The following is a 19,256-nucleotide window of genomic DNA, read 5'->3' on the forward strand; positions in this document are numbered from 1 at the left end:
ACAACCCCAGCCCGGCGCCCCGCTGCCCTACCCGCCGGAGCAGACGAACACGCTGGCCACACTCTCGGTCGTGTTCGCATTCGTGTTCGCACCCGTCGGTGCGCTGTTGGGACACCTGGCGCTGGGGCAGATCAAGCAGACACATGAACGCGGTCGCGAGCGTGCGCTCATCGGGATGACACTGTCGTATGCGGTGATCGTCTTCGCGGTGATCGCTCTCGTGGCGATGCTCACGGTCGTGGATCGATCGGGTGACACCCCCACGGTCGCCAGCGACGAACCCTCGCTGACGGTGCCCGCCCCCGCCGCGCCGCCGGCGACCACCGCACCGAGGCAGTCCCGCGTCGACATCTCCAACGTACTGCTGAGCCTCGACGAGGTCAGAACGATCATGAAGACCCCTGGTCTCTCGCCGTCGTCCTCGAGCGGCTCCGGATCGGGTGCTGATTCCGACAAGGACGTCACCGCCGAACCCGAGGAATGCCTGAGTGCCGTCGCCGCGGGCATTGACACGGTGTACGAGGGCAAGGGCGGCCGGGACTACAAGAGGGCCAGCTTCAGCGACAACAGCGTCCTCACCATCGTGGATCAGGTCGCGGTCGGCTTCCAGGACGCCGCCGCGGCGCACAAGTTCGTCGCCGAGAGCCGCACTCAGTGGCAGCAGTGCGCGGGCCGGACGTTCTCGCTGACGTCGCCGAGCGGCACCATCACGTGGGATATCGGCACCCCCACGGGTGGGCCGGAACGGGTCGCGGTGCGAAGCACCATCACCGCCGGACCGGGGGTTCCGCAGTTCCGGGTGCTGGCGGTCAAGGGCAGCGTCGTGGTCGACATCGCCGTGGTCTCACCGACCGCGACCACCGAACCCGACGTGATCACCGACCGGATCCTGGCGCGGATTCCGTCCTGAGCCACAATGGTGCAGATGGATCAGCCACAGCAGAGCTTCTACGACGCCGTCGGAGGCCACGAGACGTTCACCAAGATCGTCGCGCGGTTCTACGAGTTGGTGCGCGACGACGAGATCCTGCGGCCGCTGTACCCCGAGGATGACCTCGACGGGGCCGAGGAACGCCTGCGCATGTTCCTCGAGCAGTACTGGGGCGGCCCGAGGACCTACTCCGATCTGCGTGGACACCCCCGACTGCGCATGCGCCACAACCCGTTCCGCATCGGATTCCTTGAGCGGGACGCGTGGCTGCGCTGTATGCACACCGCGATCGCCGAGATCGACACGCAGACTCTCGACGACGCCCACCGGCGGGCACTGCTCGACTACCTGGAAATGGCCGCGCAGTCGATGGTGAACACCCCCTTCTGACCGCCCCAGCCTGCGTTTGCGAGGAACCCGCACCTTTCATCGATCTCGGCGAGCCCCCACGGCGTGTCCTCGCAACCATTTAAGGTTCGCGGGCACAAGGGGACGGAAGCCGCGCGCGAGGGTGAAGGTATAGCGCGCGCCACAGCCCCACCCGGGGCAGCGCGCCTGACTACCGCAGCACCACCGCGGGATCTCCCCTGCGCCGGTACACCGACCCGAACCGCGCGTCGATACGCAGCCACGCGGGCAGGATCCGGACGCGCACGATCTCGTCCGCAGGCACCGTCTCGGCGCGCTGCGGCAGGAAACCCATCGCCGTCAACGCGAAGACACAGCGCATCGGCACCCCCACGCTCAGATCGCCACCCGGTGCGCTGACCGCGAGCACCTCCTGGTCGAGCAGTGAGGTCGGCGGACCGTGCGCGCTGCCGTGCTCGCGAGCGAGTTCGGCGCCGCGCGCAGCGAGATCGAGCATGACGCGCGCGGGAACGTCGTCGAGGTGGACGAACCCGGTGTCCGGGGGCAGCACGCCCCGCCATGCCGAATCCATCGGGAAGCCGGGTTCAACGCGCACGGTGTCGGCGGCCAGCCCACGCGCCAGCGCGTCAGCGCCGGCCGACAGGTCCGCGGGGTTCACCCGGCCGTGCACCACCCTGCTGGCCAACACATCGAAACCCGTTGCCACCCAAGCGACAACCCGGTCCGAACCGCGGGACCGCAGCCGCACCACCGCGGCCTCGTCCAGACGCAGCGCCCGGTCGGTGAACGTCGCCAGATCGGTGCGATCGGCCGAGGTCGCCGGCCAGAGGCCGAATTCGCTCTCCCCGCTGTCGCTTCGACCGTTCCCCCGGTGGGGGGATGTCACTGCAACCACCGCTCCAGGTATGCGCGATGCTCAGGCGACAGCCGCACCAGTTTCTGCTCCTCGATGTCGAATGCCGCCAACTGCGTCTCGGCGATCACCGCGGGTCGAGAGTCCGGATCGGCGCTCACCGAACGCACCTCGTAGCCCAGCGTGAAGTCCACGGCCCGCAGTCTCTTCACCCAGATGGTGACCTGCAGGGGCGTGTCCACCAGCCGCAGCTGCCCCTTGTAGGACACCTTCACCTCGGCGATCAACAGCCCGGTGGTCGTGATGGTGGGCCCGAAGGCCTCCGACAGGAACGGGACTCGTGCCTCTTCGAGGATGGTCACCATCGTGGCGTGGTTGATGTGCTGGTACATGTCGATGTCCGACCAGCGCACCGGGACCGGTGTGACGTAGCGCTCCCCAGGCATTTACCTGCTGCTCCTGTTCAACTCGATCTCGTCATGTTGCGGATCTGGCGCGCCGCCACCGACAGCGTCGCCAGGTCGTGGGCCCCGTCGGCGTTGATCTCACCGAGCGTGCGCCGCGCCCGCCCCAACCTCGAGGAGTTGGTCTGCTGCCACTCCTCGATCTTCTCCTCGCCGCTCTCCTCGGGCTCGCCGACCGCGAGCACATCGAGAGTGAGCATGCGCAACGAACTGTAGAGGTCGTCTCGGATGGCCAGACGCGCCAGGGCGTGCCAACGGTCATCACGGGGCAGCCCGGAGACCGCGGTCAGCAGACCATCGGTGCCGAGATGGTCCATGAGGGCGAAGTAGGTGTCGGCCACCTCGACGACGTCGCGGTCCACGATGTCGGCGACGTCGATCACGTCAAGCAGGCTGTACTGGTACAGGCCCGTGCTCACCATGAAGGCGAGGTCCTTCGGGGCGCCGTGCGCGGCGAACTCCTCGGCCTCCTTGGTGACGATCGCCAGATCGTCTCCACGCAGCCACTCGAGCATCCGCGGCGTCAGCGCCGCGACCTTCGCCGCGAACCGGTTGATCTCGGCGCCGACGGCCAGTGGCTGGGGTCGGTAGTTCAGCAGCCAACGGCCGGCACGATCGATGAGCCTGCGCAGGTCCAGTGTCATCCGGTCCGAGATGTGAACGGGGATGTCGTTTTCCAGCGACGCGGCCCGAATCTGGCGCCAGACGTCTCCGATGCCGAAGATCGCATCGGTGGCCGCGTAGGTCCGCACGGCGTCGACGTAGCCGACGCCGACGTCTTCGGTGATGCGGTAGGCGTAGGTGATTCCGGCTGTGTCGACCATGTCGTTGACGAGCATGGTCGTGACGATCTCGCTGCTCAGCTGGTGGTTGCGGATCTCGGCGGTGAAGCGCTCCCGCAACTGCCGCGGGAAGTAGTTCGGCAGCCGGGATGCGAACACGTCCTGGTCGGGCAGTTCGCTGGCCAGCAGCTCCTCTTTGAGCGCGAGTTTGACGTGTGCCATCAGCGTGGCCAATTCCGGTGAGGTCAGCCCGATTCCGGCGTCGATGCGACGACGGATCTCCTTGTCGGTGGGCAACGCCTCAAGTTCCCGGTTGAGACCGCGAGTGTCCTCGAGCTCCTTGATCTGACGGGCGTGCACGTTGAGCAGCGCCGCGGCGTTGGCCCGGCTGGTGCCCATCAGGTCGTTCTGCTCCGCGTTGTTCTCGAGCACCAGCGCACCGACCTCGTCGGTCATGGACTCCAGCAGTGCCGATCGTTCGTCGGCGTCGACCCTGCCCAGGGTGACGAGCGAATCCACCAGGATCTTGATGTTGACCTCGTGGTCGGAGCAGTCCACGCCGGCTGAGTTGTCCAGGGCGTCGGTGTTGATCCGGCCACCGGCGAGGTCGAACTCGACACGGCCCCGGGACGTGACGCCGAGGTTCCCGCCCTCCCCGATCACCTTGGCGCGCACTTGATTTCCGTTGACCCGCACCATGTCGTTGGCACGGTCACCCACATCGGAATCGGATTCGGTCTCGGCCTTGACATAGGTGCCGATGCCACCGTTCCAGAGCAGGTCCACCGGGGCCATCAGGATCGCCTTGACCAGTGCGGGCGGGGTCAGCTCGGTGACGTCGGCGCTGATGCCCAGCACCCTGCGCATCTCGGCGCTGATCGGAATCGACTTCTGCTCACGGCTGAAAACGCCACCGCCAGAGGAGATCAACGACTTGTCGTAGTCGTCCCAGGTGGACCGCGGCAGATCGAACAGACGCCGGCGCTCGCGCCACGAAGCCGCGGCATCCGGGCTGGGATCGACGAAGATGTGCAGGTGGTTGAACGCCGCGATCAGCCGAATGTGCTCGGACAGCAGCATTCCGTTGCCGAAGACGTCACCGCTCATGTCCCCCACGCCGACCACGGTGAAGTCCTGCGACTGGGTGTCCCTGCCCATCTCCCGGAAGTGCCGCTTGACGCTCTCCCACGCACCCCGGGCGGTGATTCCCATGGCCTTGTGGTCGTAGCCGACGGACCCTCCGGACGCGAACGCATCGCCCAGCCAGAATCCATAGGACTTGGCGACGTCGTTGGCGATGTCGGAGAACGTCGCGGTGCCCTTGTCCGCGGCGACCACCAGGTAGGCGTCCTCGCCGTCGCGACGCACGACCTGGGGCGGCGGCACGACCGCCCGGGTCGCCTTCTCGACGTTGTCGGTCACGTCCAGCAGACCCGCGATGAACAGGCGGTAGCAGGCCACCCCCTCGTTGCGCGTGGCCTCGCGATCGGCCGCCGGGTCACCGGTCGGCGCAGGCGGACGCTTCACGACGAAGCCGCCCTTGGCCCCGACCGGCACGATGACGGCGTTCTTGACCGCCTGCGCTTTGACCAGGCCGAGGATCTCGGTGCGGAAGTCCTCACGCCGATCCGACCAGCGCAGCCCGCCGCGCGCCACCGCCCCGAAGCGCAGATGCACACCCTCCACCCGGGGTGAATAGACGAAGATCTCGAATCGTGGCCTGGGCAACGGCAGTTCGTCGATCAGACCGGGGTTCAGTTTGGTCGCGAGCACACCCTGGCTCCGCGCCGACTCCGGCCGTGTCACGAAGTAGTTTGTCCGCAGCGTGGCCTGGATAAGGGAGGCGAACGCGCGCAGCACCCGGTCGGTGTCCAGACTCACCAGGGCGTCGATGTCAGCGGCCACGGCCGCGGCAGCCGCCTGCGCCGCGGCCTTGGACGCCTCGGTCTGCTCGGGGTCGAACAGCGCCTCATAGAGTTCGACCAACGACCGCGCGGTCTTCGCGTTGTCGTTGACCACCGTCTCGATGTGCGACTGGCTGTACGGAAAACCGGCCTGCCGCAGATACTTTGCGTAGGCCCGCACGATCACGACCTGCTGCCAGGTCAGGCCGGCCCGCAACACCAGTTCGTTGAACCGGTCGATCTCGACACGGCCCTGCCAGATGGCGGTGACCGCGTCGGCGAACCGTTCGGCCACACCGCCGATCTCCTCGGGTCCCGATGCCGGGATCTCGGGGCGCGGTGAGATGCGGAACTGGTAGAGCCACACCTGGAGGCCGTCGGGCCGCCTGACGGTGAAAGGCCGCTCCTCCAGCACCACCACGCCCATGCACTGCAGCATCGGCAGCAGTTCCGACAGGGACGCCGACCTGCCACCCAGGTACCAGTTGAGTTGGTGATGTCTGGTGTCGACGTCAGCGGTGAGGACCAGCTTGACGGCGTCGGCGCTCAGGCTTTCGATGACCGCGATGTCGGCGAGGGCGTCCTCGGGAGCCACCACCTGCCGGTAGGACACGGGCAGCGCCGCGGCGTAGTGCTCGGCGGTGGCCCTCTCGATCGAGTCCGTGGGCACAGAGCTGAGCAGGCGGTCACCCCAGGTGCGGGCGGCCTCGGTGAGCAGGGCCTGGATCCGCGTCTCGTTCTCCGGGGAGACGTCGATGTCCTGCGGCTTGGCGCGGTCCGGCAGTCTGACCGTGAAATGAACCAGCGCCCAAGGTGATTCACTGACTCGCGCGGCGTATTCGATACCCACGCCGCCGAACTCTCGGACCAGGATGTCCTGCATCTCGAGGCGTACATCCGTGGTGTAGCGGTCCCGCGGCAGGTACACCAGGCAGGACACGAAGTGGCCCAGTCGGTCGGCGCGTGCGAACAACAGCGTGCGGCGTCGCGAGCCCAAATCGATCACCATCATCGCCATGTCGTGCAGTTCCTGGGCCGACAACGCGAACAACTCCGAGCGCGGGACGGTCTGAATGACGTCCAGCAGCATCTGTCCCGGCTGGCTGGGGTCCTCGGCCGCCATCGCCAGTGCGTCCTGCACCCGACGCGAGATCAGTGGGATCTCCATGACATTGGCATTGATCGCGGTCACCGTGAACAACCCGACGAAGCGGTGTTCGACGGCGGTGCCCGCAGCACCGTGTTCCCGCACGACGACGATGTATGGGTACGCGCCGTACCTCAGATAGCTCGGGACGGTCGCCTGGGCGAGCACCAACAGGTCATCGTCACCGGCCAGGCGCGGCAGGTCGTCGTCCCGCAACTTCAGCACGCCCAGCCTGCTGTCCTCGTCCACGGCGACGTGCCCGTCACTGACGACGCAGCGCTGGTGGCCCAGCAGCACGAAATGGCCATCGGCCAGCCACCGCAACCACCCAGCCACGTCTCGGCGGTCGGCGCCGGGGAAACGTCCGTCGGTGTCGCCGTCGAGTGCGTCGGCCAGGTCCTGGAGTCGCTGGGCCATCGCCGCGGAGTCCTCGGCGACCTGCCGGGCGTCGGCCAACACGTCCGGGATGAGTCGTTGGGCCTCTTCCAGCGCACGCCGGTCGACCGCCGGTGACAGCACCACCTGGATCCACGTCTCGACCATCCCGTCCGCCTGGTCCGCGCCGGCCGGTTCGATGTCGAGCAGCTCACCGGCGCCGTCGCGCCGCACCGTGAACGACGGATTCCGGATGGCCACATAGGCCACCGCGAGTCGGTGCAGCAGCACCGTCACCGAGTCCAGCAGCATCTCGGACTGGTCGGTCACCACCAGCAGCGTCCACCCGTGCGCCGGGTCGCCTACGACCTCCACCGCGGTCTGGCCGACCTGACGGCGCCCGCCCAGACTGAGGTGCGCGGCCAGCAGCGAATCCGGGACCGCAGCGGCGCGATCCGCCCCGTCGGTGCCGACGTCGGTACCGGCGTCGATGCCGGTGTCGGGTGCATCGCCCTGCGGGCCCCGGTGGGTGCCCAGGAACGCCTGCCGGAGTCGGTCGACCGCCGCCGCGGAGAGTCTGTCCAGGGCCGGTGGACGAGAGTCGGACGTCTCGGCCTCGGGCGGATTCACCGTCATGCGGTCACTCCTGACTACAGCGCTGTAGGTGCCGCGTCGGAGTCGCCTGCTGCGGTCCGACGCGCAGGCGTCACACTAGTCGCGTGTGAGCTTCCGGTGGGTCACCCTGTGCGGACGCGCCGCTTCCGCACCGAGACGCTCGATCTTGTTCTCCTCGTAGGCGCCGAAGTTGCCCTCGAACCAGAACCACTTGGCCTCGTTGTCGTCATCGCCCTCCCACGCCAGGATGTGCGTGCAGGTGCGATCGAGGAACCAGCGGTCGTGGCTGATCACCACGGCGCAGCCGGGGAACTGCTCCAGCGCGTTCTCGAGTGAGCCCAGCGTTTCGACGTCGAGGTCGTTGGTGGGCTCGTCGAGCAGGATCAGGTTGCCGCCCTGCTTGAGCGTGAGCGCGAGGTTCAGCCGGTTGCGCTCACCGCCGGAGAGCACGCCGGCGGGCTTCTGCTGATCGGGTCCCTTGAAGCCGAACGCCGAGACGTAGGCGCGCGATGGGATCTCGTTCTGCCCGACCTCGATGTAGTCCAGGCCGTCGGAGACGACCTCCCACACGTTCTTCTTCGGGTCGATGCCGGCACGGTTCTGGTCGACGTAGCTCAGCTTGACCGTCTCTCCGACCCGGACCACGCCGCTGTCGGGCTGCTCGAGGCCGACGATGGTCTTGAACAGCGTCGTCTTGCCGACGCCGTTGGGGCCGATCACGCCGACGATGCCGTTGCGCGGCAGCGTGAACGACAGGTCCTTGATCAGCTGTCGGCCGCCGAAACCCTTGTCGAGGTGTTCGACCTCGACCACCAGGTTGCCCAGCCGGGGACCGACCGGGATCTGGATCTCCTCGAAGTCGAGCTTGCGCGTCTTCTCCGCCTCGGCTGCCATCTCCTCGTAGCGCTGGAGGCGGGCCTTGTTCTTGGCCTGGCGGGCCTTGGCACCCGAACGGACCCAGGCCAGCTCGTCCTTGAGCCTCTTCTGCAGCTTCTGGTCCTTCTTGCCCTGCACCTCGAGGCGCTCGGCCTTCTTCTCGAGATAGGTCGAGTAGTTGCCCTCGTAGGGGTAGGCACGGCCGCGGTCGAGTTCGAGGATCCACTCGGCGACGTTGTCCAGGAAGTACCGGTCGTGGGTGACCGCCAGGATCGCACCCGGATAGCTCGCCAGGTGCTGCTCGAGCCACAGCACGCTCTCGGCGTCGAGGTGGTTGGTGGGCTCGTCGAGAAGCAGCAGGTCGGGCTTGGACAGCAGCAGCTTGCACAGCGCGACGCGACGACGCTCACCACCGGAGAGGTGGGTCACCGGTTCGTCCGGCGGCGGGCAGCGCAGCGCGTCCATGGCCTGCTCGAGCTGGGAGTCGATGTCCCAGGCGTCGGCCGCGTCGAGCTCCTCCTGGAGCTTGCCCATCTCCTCCATCAGCTCATCGGTGTAGTCGGTGGCCATCAGCTCGGCCACCTCGTTGTACCGGTTGAGCTTGGCCTTGATCGGCACGCCGTCCTCGACGTTCTCGCGGACCGTCTTGGTCTCATCCAGCGGCGGCTCCTGCTGGAGGATGCCGACGGTGGCGCCGGTGGCGAGGAACGCGTCACCGTTGTTGGGCTTGTCCAGGCCCGCCATGATTCGCAGGACGCTCGACTTGCCCGCCCCGTTGGGGCCGACCACGCCGATCTTGGCTCCGGGAAGGAAGTTCAGCGTGACGTCGTCGAGGATGACTTTGTCGCCGTGCGCCTTGCGGACCTTTTTCATCGTGTAGATGAACTCAGCCATGCCGCAGTGTCGCCTTTCTGGTCGGCAGGAATACTCGCGACCATCCTAGGCGGGTCCGCCGGTGCCGCCGAACGTGACGGGTGCCGCGGACCCGTCACGCTCGGTCTGCGGTCACGCGGCGGAGTCGCGCTCCTGCTCGTCCGGCGCATCTCCGGTGTCCGGTACGACCTCCGGGATCGGGCTTGGGGCGGGCCGCTCCTCGACCCGCTTGAGTTCCACGACGTACTTGGACAGGTCCGGTCCGACGCTGGTGGCGCGCATCTCCAGCGACGACCGGCGGTTGCCCTCCTTGTCGGCGTATTCGGCGGTGTGGACCGATCCGACGCAGATGACCGCGTCGCCCTTGGCCAGGCTGGCTGCGACACCGGTGGCCAGCTTTCCCCAGCAGTTCACCGCCAGATACAGCGAGTTTCCCGGCTCCCACGTGCCGTCGGCGGTGCGCCGACGCGCATTGCTGGCCACTCGGAACTTGACCACGTCCTGATCGCCGACGTGGCGGAGCGCCGGATCGGTGACGATGCGGCCGACCACGGTGATGGGTGTTTCGAACATTGCAGGGTCCTTTCGTCGTGCGGATGCTCGTCCCCAGTCCGCCCGACGGGTCCGACATCCGAGGCCACACCGGTGCGGCGCTGGCAAAGGGCTGTGGATGAAGTCGCAACTGTGGAGTCGCGCGAATACCTGTCAAGCGCTAGTTTTGCGGCATGTCCGTATGGATAAGTCGCAGAGCCCAAGCCGACATCGACGCGGATCTCGCCGCCAGCCGCGCCGCGGGCGGCCCGTTGGCCGGCCTGCGACTGGCGGTCAAGGACAACGTCGACGCGGTGGGCCTGCCGACGACCGCCGCATGCCGGGAGTTCGCGTACTCTCCCGAACGAGACGCCCCGGCCGTCGCCGCACTGCGCACCGCAGGTGCGGTCGTGGTCGGCAAGACCAATCTCGACCAGTTCGCGACCGGGCTGGTGGGCACCCGTTCACCGCACGGCGCGGTGCCCGACAGCCGTCGGCCCGAGTTCATCAGCGGTGGTTCGAGTTCGGGTTCGGCCGTCGCCGTGGCCACCGGCGAGGTCGACATCGCGATCGGCACCGACACCGCCGGGTCGGGCCGGGTGCCCGCGGCACTCCAGGGCATCGTCGGAATCAAACCGACGGTCGGTGTGATCAGCACCGTCGGCGTCGTTCCGGCGTGCGAATCCTATGACTGCGTCACCATCTTCGCGTCGAACCTGCACCTGGCCGACCGCGCGATGGCGGCCATGGCCAGCGGTGCCCCGGCGCGTGCATGGCCGAGCGATGCGAGGTTGGCCGCGCCCCCGCACCCCGTCGTCGCGATCCCAGACGAACTTCCCGAACTCGACGCGACCTGGCACGCGGCGTTCGACACCGCGGTCGCCCGCCTGGCGAGTGCGGGAGCGCGGATCGTCACCGTGCCCATCGCGCCATTCCTGGCCGCCGCCAAGCTTCTGTACGACGGCGCGCTGGTCAGCGAACGCTACGCCGCGACAGGCGAATTCATCGACAGCCACCCCGACGCCGCGGTCGACCCGGTGGTCAAGCGCATCATCACCGCCGCCCGGGAGCATCCCGCGCACCGCCTGGTCAGCGACCGTCGCCAGGTGGCCCGCCTGCGCGACGAGGCCATGGCCCACCTCGCCGGGGCCGATGCGCTGCTGGTCCCCACGGCGCCCACGCATCCGCGCCTCACCGAGGTCGCCGCCGACCCGGTCGGGGTCAATTCGCGCATGGGCACCTACACCAACTTCTGCAATCTGTTCGACCTGTGCGGCGTCGCGGTGCCGGCCGGGATGGCCGGCGAAGCGCAGTTCGGCGTCACCGTTCTGGCTCGCGCCTTCGAGGACGCGGTGGCACTCGACATCGCCGCGCTTCTCACCGGCGACGCGGCCCATCCGCGGGTCTGGCCACTGGCCGCGGCCCCGACCACCGACCTCGTGGTGTTCGGTGCGCACCTGCTGGGCGGCCCGCTCGCGCACCAACTGACCGACCTCGGTGCCCGGTGGGGCGGCGAGGTGGTCACCGCGGCCCGTTACCGCATGACGGTGTTGGACACCGTGCCACCCAAACCGGCAATCGGCCGGGTGCCCGACGGCGCCGCCGGCACGGCGCTGACGGGCCAGCACTGGCTGCTCTCCCCCGCGGCCCTGGGCCGGTTCCTGGCCCAGCTTCCCGCGCCCATGCAGCTGGGCAGCGTGGAGTTGGCCGACGGCACCTGGGTCACGGGATTCGGATGCGACGGCGCCGCGGCCGGCCGGGACATCAGCGGGTACGGCAGTTGGCCCGCGGCGATTGCGGCCGGGCAGGTCTGAGGCCGGCGCCTCCTCCCTTGCGCGAGCTAGTCGTTGCGTTGGGCCAGCTTGGCGAGCATCGCGTTGTACGCCGCGAGGTCCGCGTCGTCGTCGCGGTCGGCGGCCCGGTCGAGGCGCTTTGCGGTCCTGCGGTCGCTGCGCGTCCACTGGATCAGCAGCGCGATCATCACGACGACCAACGGCACCTCACCCGCCGACCAGGCGATGCCGCCACCGAGCTTCTGATCCCCCAACAGGTCGGTGTGCCACGGCAGCAGCAGCGAACGGTAGAACCCTTCCGCCAGAACGGTGTTCATGCCCATCAGAACCACCCCGAAGAAGGCGTGCAGCGGCAGGGACGCAAACACCATGCCCAGTTTGCCCAGCGGTGGGATGGGCCGCGGGGTCGGATCGATTCCGATCACCACCCAGTAGAAGAGGTAGCCCGACAACAGGAAGTGGATGTTCATCGCGACGTGACCGGCGTGACTTCCGGCCGCCGCGTCGAAGATGCCACCGAAGTACAGGCCGTAGAAACCGGCGACGAACATCACCGTCGCCACGATCGGGTGGGTGAAGAACTTCGACAACCGGCTGTGCAGGGCGGCCAGCAGCCATTCCCGCAGGCCCGGTGGACCGTCCCGACCGGCGGCGGGCAACGCCCGCAGGGCCAGCGTCACCGGCGCCCCGAGCACCAGGAGAATCGGCACGAGCATCGACAGCAGCATGTGCGCGGCCATGTGCATGCTGAACATCGCAGGCATGTAGCGGCCCAGCCCCGACGAGGTGGCCACCAGCAGCGTCGCGCAGCCCAGCAGCCAAGCCACCACCCGGCCCACGGGCCAGGTGTCCCCACGCTTGCGCAGGCGGCGCACTCCGGCCAGATACACCACCGCGAAGACCAGTGCGGCCGTGCCGAACACGAGGTCGAAGCGCCAGTCGAACAGCAGGCGCGCGACGGTCGGCGGGCCGGAGAAGTCGTAGCCGATCTCGACTTCGGGCACGGTGGGGTTCAGGTTGATCGGCGGCGGTGGCGGGGTGCGCCCGAGCGCCACCGCGATCCCGAACGTCATACCGAAGAGGACGGCCTCGGTCACGGCCAGCCGGATCAGCGGACCGCGGGACGTGGGTTGCGCCTGCAGTGCCGCGACGCCGGAGCGTCGCTGTCGCCAGCCCAGCACGCCCAATGCCCCCAGGGCCACGATCTTGGCCAGGATCAGCGCGCCATACCCCGTGCTGAGCAGGTCCGCCGGACGCAACCTCAGCAGTGCGTTGATCAGCCCCGAGGCCGCGACCGCGACGAAGCACCACAACGCCACCGAGGAGAACCGGCGCGCCGCCAGGGGCCCGTGTTCGCCGCCCCGCAGGGCGTGCGCGAGCAGCGCTAGCAGACCGCCGGCCCACACCGTCGTGGCCACGAGGTGGATGAGCAGGCTGTTGGTGCCCATGTCATGGGCGCCGCCGGCCGACGAATGGCCGGTCAGGCCCAACGGCAACAGGGTCACCAGTGCGCCGGCGAACAGCACCGGCGTCCACGTCCAGCGCAGGACGGGGATGCTGCACAGCGTCAACAAGGCCGCGAGGACCGCGGTCCAGCGCCACGCGCTCGCGGTGTCGACGTAGCCCGCGGCCGACCACAGCTCCACGACACTGAGGTGCTCCCGCAGCGGCTGCCCCGACACGTCGGACACCGTCAGCGGTACCAACAGTGCCGCGCAGACCGCCCACAACCCCATCGCCACGGTCCCGGTGCGCAGCGCCCGGTAGCCCGCTGCGTCGAGGACACCGTTGCGCTGGGGCGGCACGAAGAAGGCCGCGAACAGGAAGCTTCCGATCGCACACGCCGCGGCGATCTCCCCCGCGGCCCGAACGAACGGCAGACCGACCGTCGTCACAGGTCCGGGGTCAGGCAGTCCGCTCGCGGTCAGCGCCTCGGCCAACGCCAACGCCGCCAGTGCCGCGGCGGTCAACCCGGCCAGCAGGCCCACGCCGAGCAGCAGCGGCCACACCGAGATCGAGCGGGTGCGGACGGGTGTGGTCATCGTTCCAGCGTATGACCCCGCCAAGGTGGTCCACGTCGCCCGCCCCCACGCGCCGGAGTCGGGTTGTGCACGCCCACTCCTGGGCCGACACGTTCGGACGCAGACTCGGGCGGTGTCAGGCCGGGTTCGCCGGCTCGCTGCGGGCGGCGTCGCGCTCGAGGAAGTGGCGCCGCGAGAGCATGTGCACCTTGTTCATGTCGGCCATGATGCCGCGCAACTCCTGCAGGAACGCCTCGCGGCGCTCGGCCAGATCGGCCGCAGGCGTCAGCAGACCCTGGTCGGCCACCACCTGCCGGGCCGTCGCGAACAGCAGCGCCGACACCGACTCGTTGCTCCGCACGCGGCGCTGCGCCGCCAGTTGCCTGCCGACGCCGAGCGCGCGGTTGGTCAGGTCCTTCTCCGACACGTCGGCAGGCGAGTCTCGCAGCACGTCCGCGACGATCTCGTAGGCCTCGATGAACGGCCGCAGCATCGCGTGCGACATCAGCGGCTGCTTGTCGTACAGCAGTCGATCGATGCCCTCGCTGCCGGCGGCGACCTGCGCCTCCCAGTTGGCATGCCAGGTCATCTCCTGCGCGATGTTCTCGCGGAACGTCGCCGAATCGGCGAAGTAGAACTCGAACTTGAGCAGATCACGCAGACGCATCGCCTGGTCCCAGAACGCCTCGAGCCGGTCGCCTTCGGCGCGACCGGCATACGCCAGCGCCAACTCGACGATCGAGGTCTCCTGGAAGGCGTGGATGATCGAGTTCCGGTAGAACGCGGCCTCGTGCTCGTCCTCGGGAGCGATGCGCCACACCGGTTCTCGGCCACTGTCGACACGGGTCACGGGGTTGCCGCCCGACAGCGCGTCAAGGGCGGCCCGCACGCCCTCGGGCGTGCGCAGGCGCAGCGCCGATTCTGTCATCGGCGTGCCCTTGCGTTCCAGGTAGTCCAGCGACGGTGCCAGCGTGTGGTGGACCTGGTCGAGCGTCAGCGCGACGCCGCGCGTGGTGAGCAGCAGCGCCGACACCAGACCGGTCGCGTTGATCGGGGTGGCCTCGAGAATCCGCCACGCGACGTCGAACGCCATCTTCTGCAGCGCAAGACGTTTGGCATCGGGATCCTTCTCGAACTGCCCGTGCGGGGGTCCCAGATGGTGGCGCATCGACACCGCGGCCGGGAAGCGCACGTAGATCTTTCCGAAGTTGCGTTCGCCCTGGGCCTTGATGAAGTTGTACAGCCAGCTGACACCCTCGGGCGTCTTCTCGCCGCCTCTGGCATATGCGGCGTACTCGCGGGTCTCGTGCAGTTGGTCGAAGCTGATGGACACCGGCTGCAGCAGGATGTCGTCGCTGCGGCCGTCGAGGTACGCATCGGCGACATAGGCCAGCAGACCGAGCTTGGGCGGCAACATCTTTCCGGTGCGGGACCGGGTGCCCTCGATAGACCAGCTCAGGTTGAAGCGCTTCTCCACGATGTACCCGACGAACTGCCGCAGCACGTACTTGTACAGCGGATCGTCGAGCTTGCGACGGATGAAGATGACACCCGAGCGCCGCATCAGCGGCCCCATGAAGCCGAAGGACAGGTTGATGCCGGCGAAGGTGTGCACCGGGGGAAGCCTGTTCTCCTGCATGGCCACCGGGACGATCGCGCCGTCGAGGTACGACCTGTGCGAGAACAGCAGCACGGCGGGGTGCGTTTCGAGAGCCCGCCGCAGCGACTCGATCTCGGTGCCGTCATAGTCGATGTCGGGATCGAACCCGCGACTGAAGATCGCGCGGCCGAGGTTGGGCATCAGGTCGACGGAGAAGCGACTCCACCCGGTGGCCAGCTCGTCGAGCATCTCCCCGGCCTTCTCGACGGTGGCGCCCGGAATCTCCTCCAGACCGTCACGGAATCGGCTCGACGCCAACATCTCCGGCTTGATCAGCCGCGGCGACTTGTACTCCGGCCCCAGCAACCGGAGCTCGATCCGCTCAATGGCCAGACTGGCGCGGCGCAGCACGAAACGCGCGAAGTCACGGGGTGAGTCCGCGACCGTGGTGTCCTGCCACTGCTGGCGCAGCTCGGAGACCTTGGCGGGCTCACCGGCGACCACTCGGGCACGGCTCTTGTCCCGCCGCAGAATTCCGCGCTGCAGGAACTCCGGTGGGCGGTAGGTTTCCCGGCCCGACAACAGGCCGACGATCTTGACCCGCGTGGGAAGGCCACCAGGGACCCAGAACACCCGCACCGGGACCACCGACCGATCGTCGCCGGTCTGCAGTTCCTCCACCAGGCTGGCCACCACGGCCGGCGGCGGGTCCTCACCCGGCATCTGCAGCACGTCGATCTGGGCGTCGGGATGGTTCGCGCGCTGCGTGCGCACCCAGTCGTTGAGCAGCGCGGCCTCCGCCGGGGAGGAGACCGAGGCGAGCACCAGCGCGTCCCCGCTGATCGTCACCTCCGGCAGTTCACCGGAGTTCCTGACTCCCGTCACGACTGGTCCCGACCGGTGTCGTCGGCCGCGGGCGCGGCCTTCTTCGCGGCTTTCTTCGCCGGCGCCTTCTTTGCTGCCGCTTTCTTCGCGGCCTTCTTTACCGGCGCCTTCTTCGCGGCCTTCTTGGCGGGTGCCTTCTTCGCCGCCTTTCTGGGCTTGTCCCGCGCGGGCAGCAGATAGGGCTCCAGGCTGGGTAACTCGTCGACCGGCCAGTCCGCGAGGGTGTCCAGATAGAGCTGACGCACACCGGCGATCCGGTCACCCAGATCCTCGACCGTCCAGTCCTGCACCGAGATCGGCGGAAACACCGCGACGTCGACGGTGCCCGGGTTCATCAGTGTCGAATCACGCGATCCGATCGCCTCGGCGTTCCTGATCACCACGGGGACGATCGGGATGCCCGCGGCCATCGCGAGCCGGAACGGCCCCTTCTTGAACGGTCCGACGGTCGTGGTGTCGAGGCGGGTGCCCTCCGGGGCGATGACGATCGACAGGCCCTTGCGAGCGAGGTCTTCGACCTGCTTGAGCGCCGCCACGGCCGACTCGGTGTCGTCGCGGTCGATGAACACCGCGTCCATGAGCTTGCCGAGAGTCCCTGCGATGGGGTCGCTTTCGAGTTCCTTCTTCCCGACGCCGGTGAAGTTGTCCTTGACCAGTGCGCTGGTGATGACGGGATCGAAGTTGTTGCGGTGGTTGAAGATGAAGACCGCGGGCCGCTGGGCGGTCAGGTTCTCCCGACCGAGCACATTGAGCGCAACTCCACTGGAGGCCAACAGTATCTGCCCCCAGTTGCCGGTGAAGAAGTTGATGGCGCGGCGTCTGCTGCGGGTCAACAGGCCCCAGCCGACCGCGCCCGCGGCGATCGGCACGGCGGCGCCCACCCCGGCCAGGGTCTTGATGGTTCCGGTGACACCGGGACCACCGCGGCTGGTGAATCTCAGTATGGGCCAACCGCGTTGCCGCGCGACGGCGGCCATCTTGCCCTCGGGGTTGGTGGGCCGGGGGTTGCCGACCAGATACATCAACGCGACGTCCTCATTGCCGTCGGCGTAGAAGTAGCTGTCCTTCAGGTCGATTCCGCGCTCGGCGGCGAACTTCTGCACCGCGTTGGCCTTGCCCGGACCCCACAGGATGGGACGGACGATGTCACCGGTGAGCATGCCGTCGTCGTCGAGTTCGAATTGGTTGGTCAGGGTGTTGGGGATGCCGAGGAAGCGCGCGACCGGTTCGGCCTGGATGGTCAGTGCCGACGAACTCAGGCATACGGTGTGCCCACGATCGAGGTGTGCGCGCACGAGTTCCCGCATCTCCGGGTAGATCCGGGATTCGATCTTCGTGCGGAACAGGCGCTCCCCCACCTCATCCATGTCAGTGATCGACCGGCCCCGCATGACCTTCGACGCTGAGGTGATGAGGTCTTCGAACTCGGCCCTGCCCAGTTGGTGGTTGAGCCCGGCCTGGATCATGCCGATCAGATCGCCGATGCCCATCTCGCGCCTGCGGAACTGTTCCTGGGTCAGGATGACGCCGGTGAATCCCGCGACCAGGGTGCCGTCGAGATCGAAGAAGGCGCCGATCTTCGGGCCGGGCGGGCTGGCTTTGACCTCGGCCACCGATCCAGGCAGTCGAAGGTCACGCGGTGAGGTCATGAAGCCGCCGTTCCATTGTCCGATGGGTTCTGCTGAGCGCTCTGCGGCGACGCGCTCTCCGCCGCCGGGAAGAAGGATGCGGGTGCCGACACCGGTGCGGGGTCACCGGCCAGTGCCAGCACCTCGTCGAAGCCCGCGAGCAGGCTGCGCGCGAACAGGTCCCCGTTGGTGATCGAGGCCTGGTCGTACCGGGTGCTGATCGTGCACCAACCGCTTCGCGACACCAGCACCACCATCATCGCGACACCAGGAAGCGGACCGATTCCGTACTGCCGCAACACCTGTGCGCCGGCGATGAAGGTGTCGCCGGAGAACACCGGGATATTGCTGGCCTGCACGTCGGAGACGATCACGCTTCCGGTCATGGACTCGAGGATCGCGTCGGGCAGCAGTGAGAACAGCGGCGCCACCGCCCCGACGACGTCAAGGGCGACCTCCTCGCGCCGCTGCGTCATCTGGGTGCGGATCCTGCGGATGCGTTCGGCCGGGTCTGCGACACCGATCGGCGCGGCGAGATTCACACCGGCGAAACGGTTTCCGCCGGCGGGGTCGGAGTCCGAGCGCAGGTTCACCGGCACCGCCATCGGCAGTGTCGCGATCGGTACCCCGAGCGCCTCGTGGTAGCGGCGCAGCGCGCCGCACAGTCCGGCGAGGTAGGCGTCGTTGATCGACCCGCCGGCGGCCTTGGCGGCCCGATGCAGGTCGGAGAGCCTGATGTCGATCGCCTCGGTGCGGGTCGACAGACTGCGGCGACGCAGCAGCGGCGACGGCGGGGCCGCCTGCCGGGTGACGCGGCGACTGGAGCTGGCGTAGTTCAACGCACCGGTGACCACTGAACCGGGGCGGGCGATGGCCTTGCCCGCCATGCCGATCGCGCCACTGACGGCACCGAGGATGCCGCCGACGATCGTGCCCGGAAGGTCGTTGATTCCCTGACGCATCAAGTCGTTGGCCGACAGGTCCTGCGGGATCGGCAGCGGCGCCCTGGGGCGGGGGGCGGCATCGCGTTCGAGGTCGTAGAGTTCCCCGAACATCGCCACCGTGCCGACCCCGTCGGCCACGGCGTGACTCAGGTGCAGAATCTGGGCGGCCCGCCCGTCCTCCAGGCCCTCGATCAGCGTGGCACTCCACAACGGCCTGGTGATGTCCATGGGCGACTGCTGGATGATCTCGGCCATGTCGAACACCTGCCGCAGGGTGCCGGGCTCCGGCACCCGCACTCGGCGGACGTGGAAGTCGAGATTGAAGTCGGGGTCGATCACCCAGCGGGCCGAAGCGGTGGGCAGGGTCGGCACGACCACCTTCTGCCGCAGCCGAGGAAGACGGCGCGAGGCGTTGTCGAACGTCGCGCGGTAGCGCTCCCACTCCGGGGCTCTGTCGAGCACCTCGAGGGCCATGATCCCCGACCTGGTGCGCGGATTGGCCTCGCCGCGGTGCAGCAACTGGTCGACCGCGCTCAGTTCGTCGGACAGCTGCGTGGCATCGAAGGAATCATCCACCGGTCCCTCACTCCTCCCAGCCGTCTCACGCTGACCGCACACCACGCTAGTCGCAGCCGCGGTGCCGCGGGAGCTGATTGTACGGATCA

At 68.2% G+C, this 19,256-nt stretch carries 12 protein-coding genes; 3 read left to right on the forward strand and 9 right to left on the reverse strand.

Annotated features, from left to right (window positions below; all coding sequences use genetic code 11):
* Positions 1 to 910: sensor domain-containing protein (locus tag A5727_RS22345; protein ID WP_068255275.1), on the forward strand; the 910-nt coding region annotated here is incomplete at its 5' end.
* A 6-nt stretch (positions 911 to 916) separates the two neighbouring features.
* The gene (locus A5727_RS22350; protein ID WP_197507725.1) at positions 917 to 1,321 is read left to right on the forward strand and encodes a globin; all 405 of its coding nucleotides are present in this window, start codon (positions 917 to 919) and stop codon (positions 1,319 to 1,321) included.
* Positions 1,322 to 1,490: 169 nt separating this feature from the next.
* Here A5727_RS22350 and A5727_RS22355 read toward each other — a convergent pair whose 3' ends face one another.
* The 5 genes from A5727_RS22355 to ssb form a co-directional block, all read right to left on the reverse strand.
* Positions 1,491 to 2,186 (reverse strand): DUF8185 domain-containing protein, encoded by a 696-nt coding sequence (locus A5727_RS22355; RefSeq protein ID WP_068255281.1) that lies wholly within the window; start codon positions 2,184 to 2,186, stop codon positions 1,491 to 1,493.
* Positions 2,183 to 2,599, reverse strand: coding sequence for an acyl-CoA thioesterase (locus A5727_RS22360; protein ID WP_068255285.1), 417 nt, complete (start codon positions 2,597 to 2,599; stop codon positions 2,183 to 2,185). Before A5727_RS22360 ends, A5727_RS22355 begins: the two co-directional genes overlap by 4 nt.
* A gap of 17 nt (positions 2,600 to 2,616) precedes the next feature.
* Complete coding sequence (locus A5727_RS22365) at positions 2,617 to 7,461, reverse strand: NAD-glutamate dehydrogenase (RefSeq protein ID WP_068255288.1); 4,845 nt, start codon at positions 7,459 to 7,461, stop codon at positions 2,617 to 2,619.
* Between the two features lie 75 nt (positions 7,462 to 7,536).
* Positions 7,537 to 9,210, reverse strand: coding sequence for an energy-dependent translational throttle protein EttA (ettA, locus tag A5727_RS22370; RefSeq protein ID WP_068255291.1), 1,674 nt, complete (start codon positions 9,208 to 9,210; stop codon positions 7,537 to 7,539).
* 111 nt (positions 9,211 to 9,321) lie between these two features.
* Positions 9,322 to 9,762 (reverse strand): single-stranded DNA-binding protein, encoded by a 441-nt coding sequence (ssb, locus tag A5727_RS22375; protein WP_068255294.1) that lies wholly within the window; start codon positions 9,760 to 9,762, stop codon positions 9,322 to 9,324.
* Between the two features lie 152 nt (positions 9,763 to 9,914).
* Between ssb and atzF the strand changes: the two genes are divergently transcribed.
* The gene (gene atzF, locus A5727_RS22380; RefSeq protein ID WP_068255296.1) at positions 9,915 to 11,534 is read left to right on the forward strand and encodes an allophanate hydrolase; all 1,620 of its coding nucleotides are present in this window, start codon (positions 9,915 to 9,917) and stop codon (positions 11,532 to 11,534) included.
* A 26-nt stretch (positions 11,535 to 11,560) separates the two neighbouring features.
* Here atzF and A5727_RS22385 read toward each other — a convergent pair whose 3' ends face one another.
* The 4 genes from A5727_RS22385 to A5727_RS22400 all read right to left on the reverse strand — a co-directional run bounded on the left by A5727_RS22385 (position 11,561) and on the right by A5727_RS22400 (position 19,167).
* Positions 11,561 to 13,555: a bifunctional copper resistance protein CopD/cytochrome c oxidase assembly protein gene (locus A5727_RS22385; protein WP_068255298.1), complete on the reverse strand. Its 1,995-nt coding sequence runs from the start codon at positions 13,553 to 13,555 to the stop codon at positions 11,561 to 11,563.
* Between the two features lie 115 nt (positions 13,556 to 13,670).
* A complete protein-coding gene (locus A5727_RS22390) occupies positions 13,671 to 16,019 on the reverse strand; it encodes a glycerol-3-phosphate 1-O-acyltransferase (RefSeq protein ID WP_231992189.1) in 2,349 nt (782 codons plus the stop codon).
* Entirely contained in the window at positions 16,016 to 17,668 is a 1,653-nt protein-coding gene (locus A5727_RS22395; RefSeq protein WP_068255302.1) for an HAD-IB family hydrolase/lysophospholipid acyltransferase family protein, read from the reverse strand. The genes A5727_RS22390 and A5727_RS22395 overlap by 4 nt, the downstream gene beginning before the upstream one ends.
* On the reverse strand, positions 17,665 to 19,167 hold the full coding sequence (locus A5727_RS22400; protein ID WP_068255305.1) for a wax ester/triacylglycerol synthase family O-acyltransferase: 1,503 nt from the start codon (positions 19,165 to 19,167) through the stop codon (positions 17,665 to 17,667). Before A5727_RS22400 ends, A5727_RS22395 begins: the two co-directional genes overlap by 4 nt.
* Between the last annotated feature and the right edge of the window lie 89 nt (positions 19,168 to 19,256).

It is taken from the genome of Mycobacterium sp. ACS4331, from assembly GCF_001667265.1.
GTDB lineage: Bacteria > Actinomycetota > Actinomycetes > Mycobacteriales > Mycobacteriaceae > Mycobacterium.

What these genes read in the sequence shown, in the direction of transcription:
- A5727_RS22350 (WP_197507725.1), top strand. Translation starts at nt 917, where the DNA reads ATGGTGCAGATGGATCAGCCACAGCAGAGCTTCTACGACGCCGTCGGA.
- A5727_RS22360 (WP_068255285.1), bottom strand. Translation starts at nt 2,599, where the DNA reads ATGCCTGGGGAGCGCTACGTCACACCGGTCCCGGTGCGCTGGTCGGAC.
- A5727_RS22365 (WP_068255288.1), bottom strand. Translation starts at nt 7,461, where the DNA reads ATGACGGTGAATCCGCCCGAGGCCGAGACGTCCGACTCTCGTCCACCG.
- ettA (WP_068255291.1), bottom strand. Translation starts at nt 9,210, where the DNA reads ATGGCTGAGTTCATCTACACGATGAAAAAGGTCCGCAAGGCGCACGGC.
- ssb (WP_068255294.1), bottom strand. Translation starts at nt 9,762, where the DNA reads ATGTTCGAAACACCCATCACCGTGGTCGGCCGCATCGTCACCGATCCG.
- atzF (WP_068255296.1), top strand. Translation starts at nt 9,915, where the DNA reads ATGTCCGTATGGATAAGTCGCAGAGCCCAAGCCGACATCGACGCGGAT.
- A5727_RS22385 (WP_068255298.1), bottom strand. Translation starts at nt 13,555, where the DNA reads ATGACCACACCCGTCCGCACCCGCTCGATCTCGGTGTGGCCGCTGCTG.
- A5727_RS22395 (WP_068255302.1), bottom strand. Translation starts at nt 17,668, where the DNA reads ATGACCTCACCGCGTGACCTTCGACTGCCTGGATCGGTGGCCGAGGTC.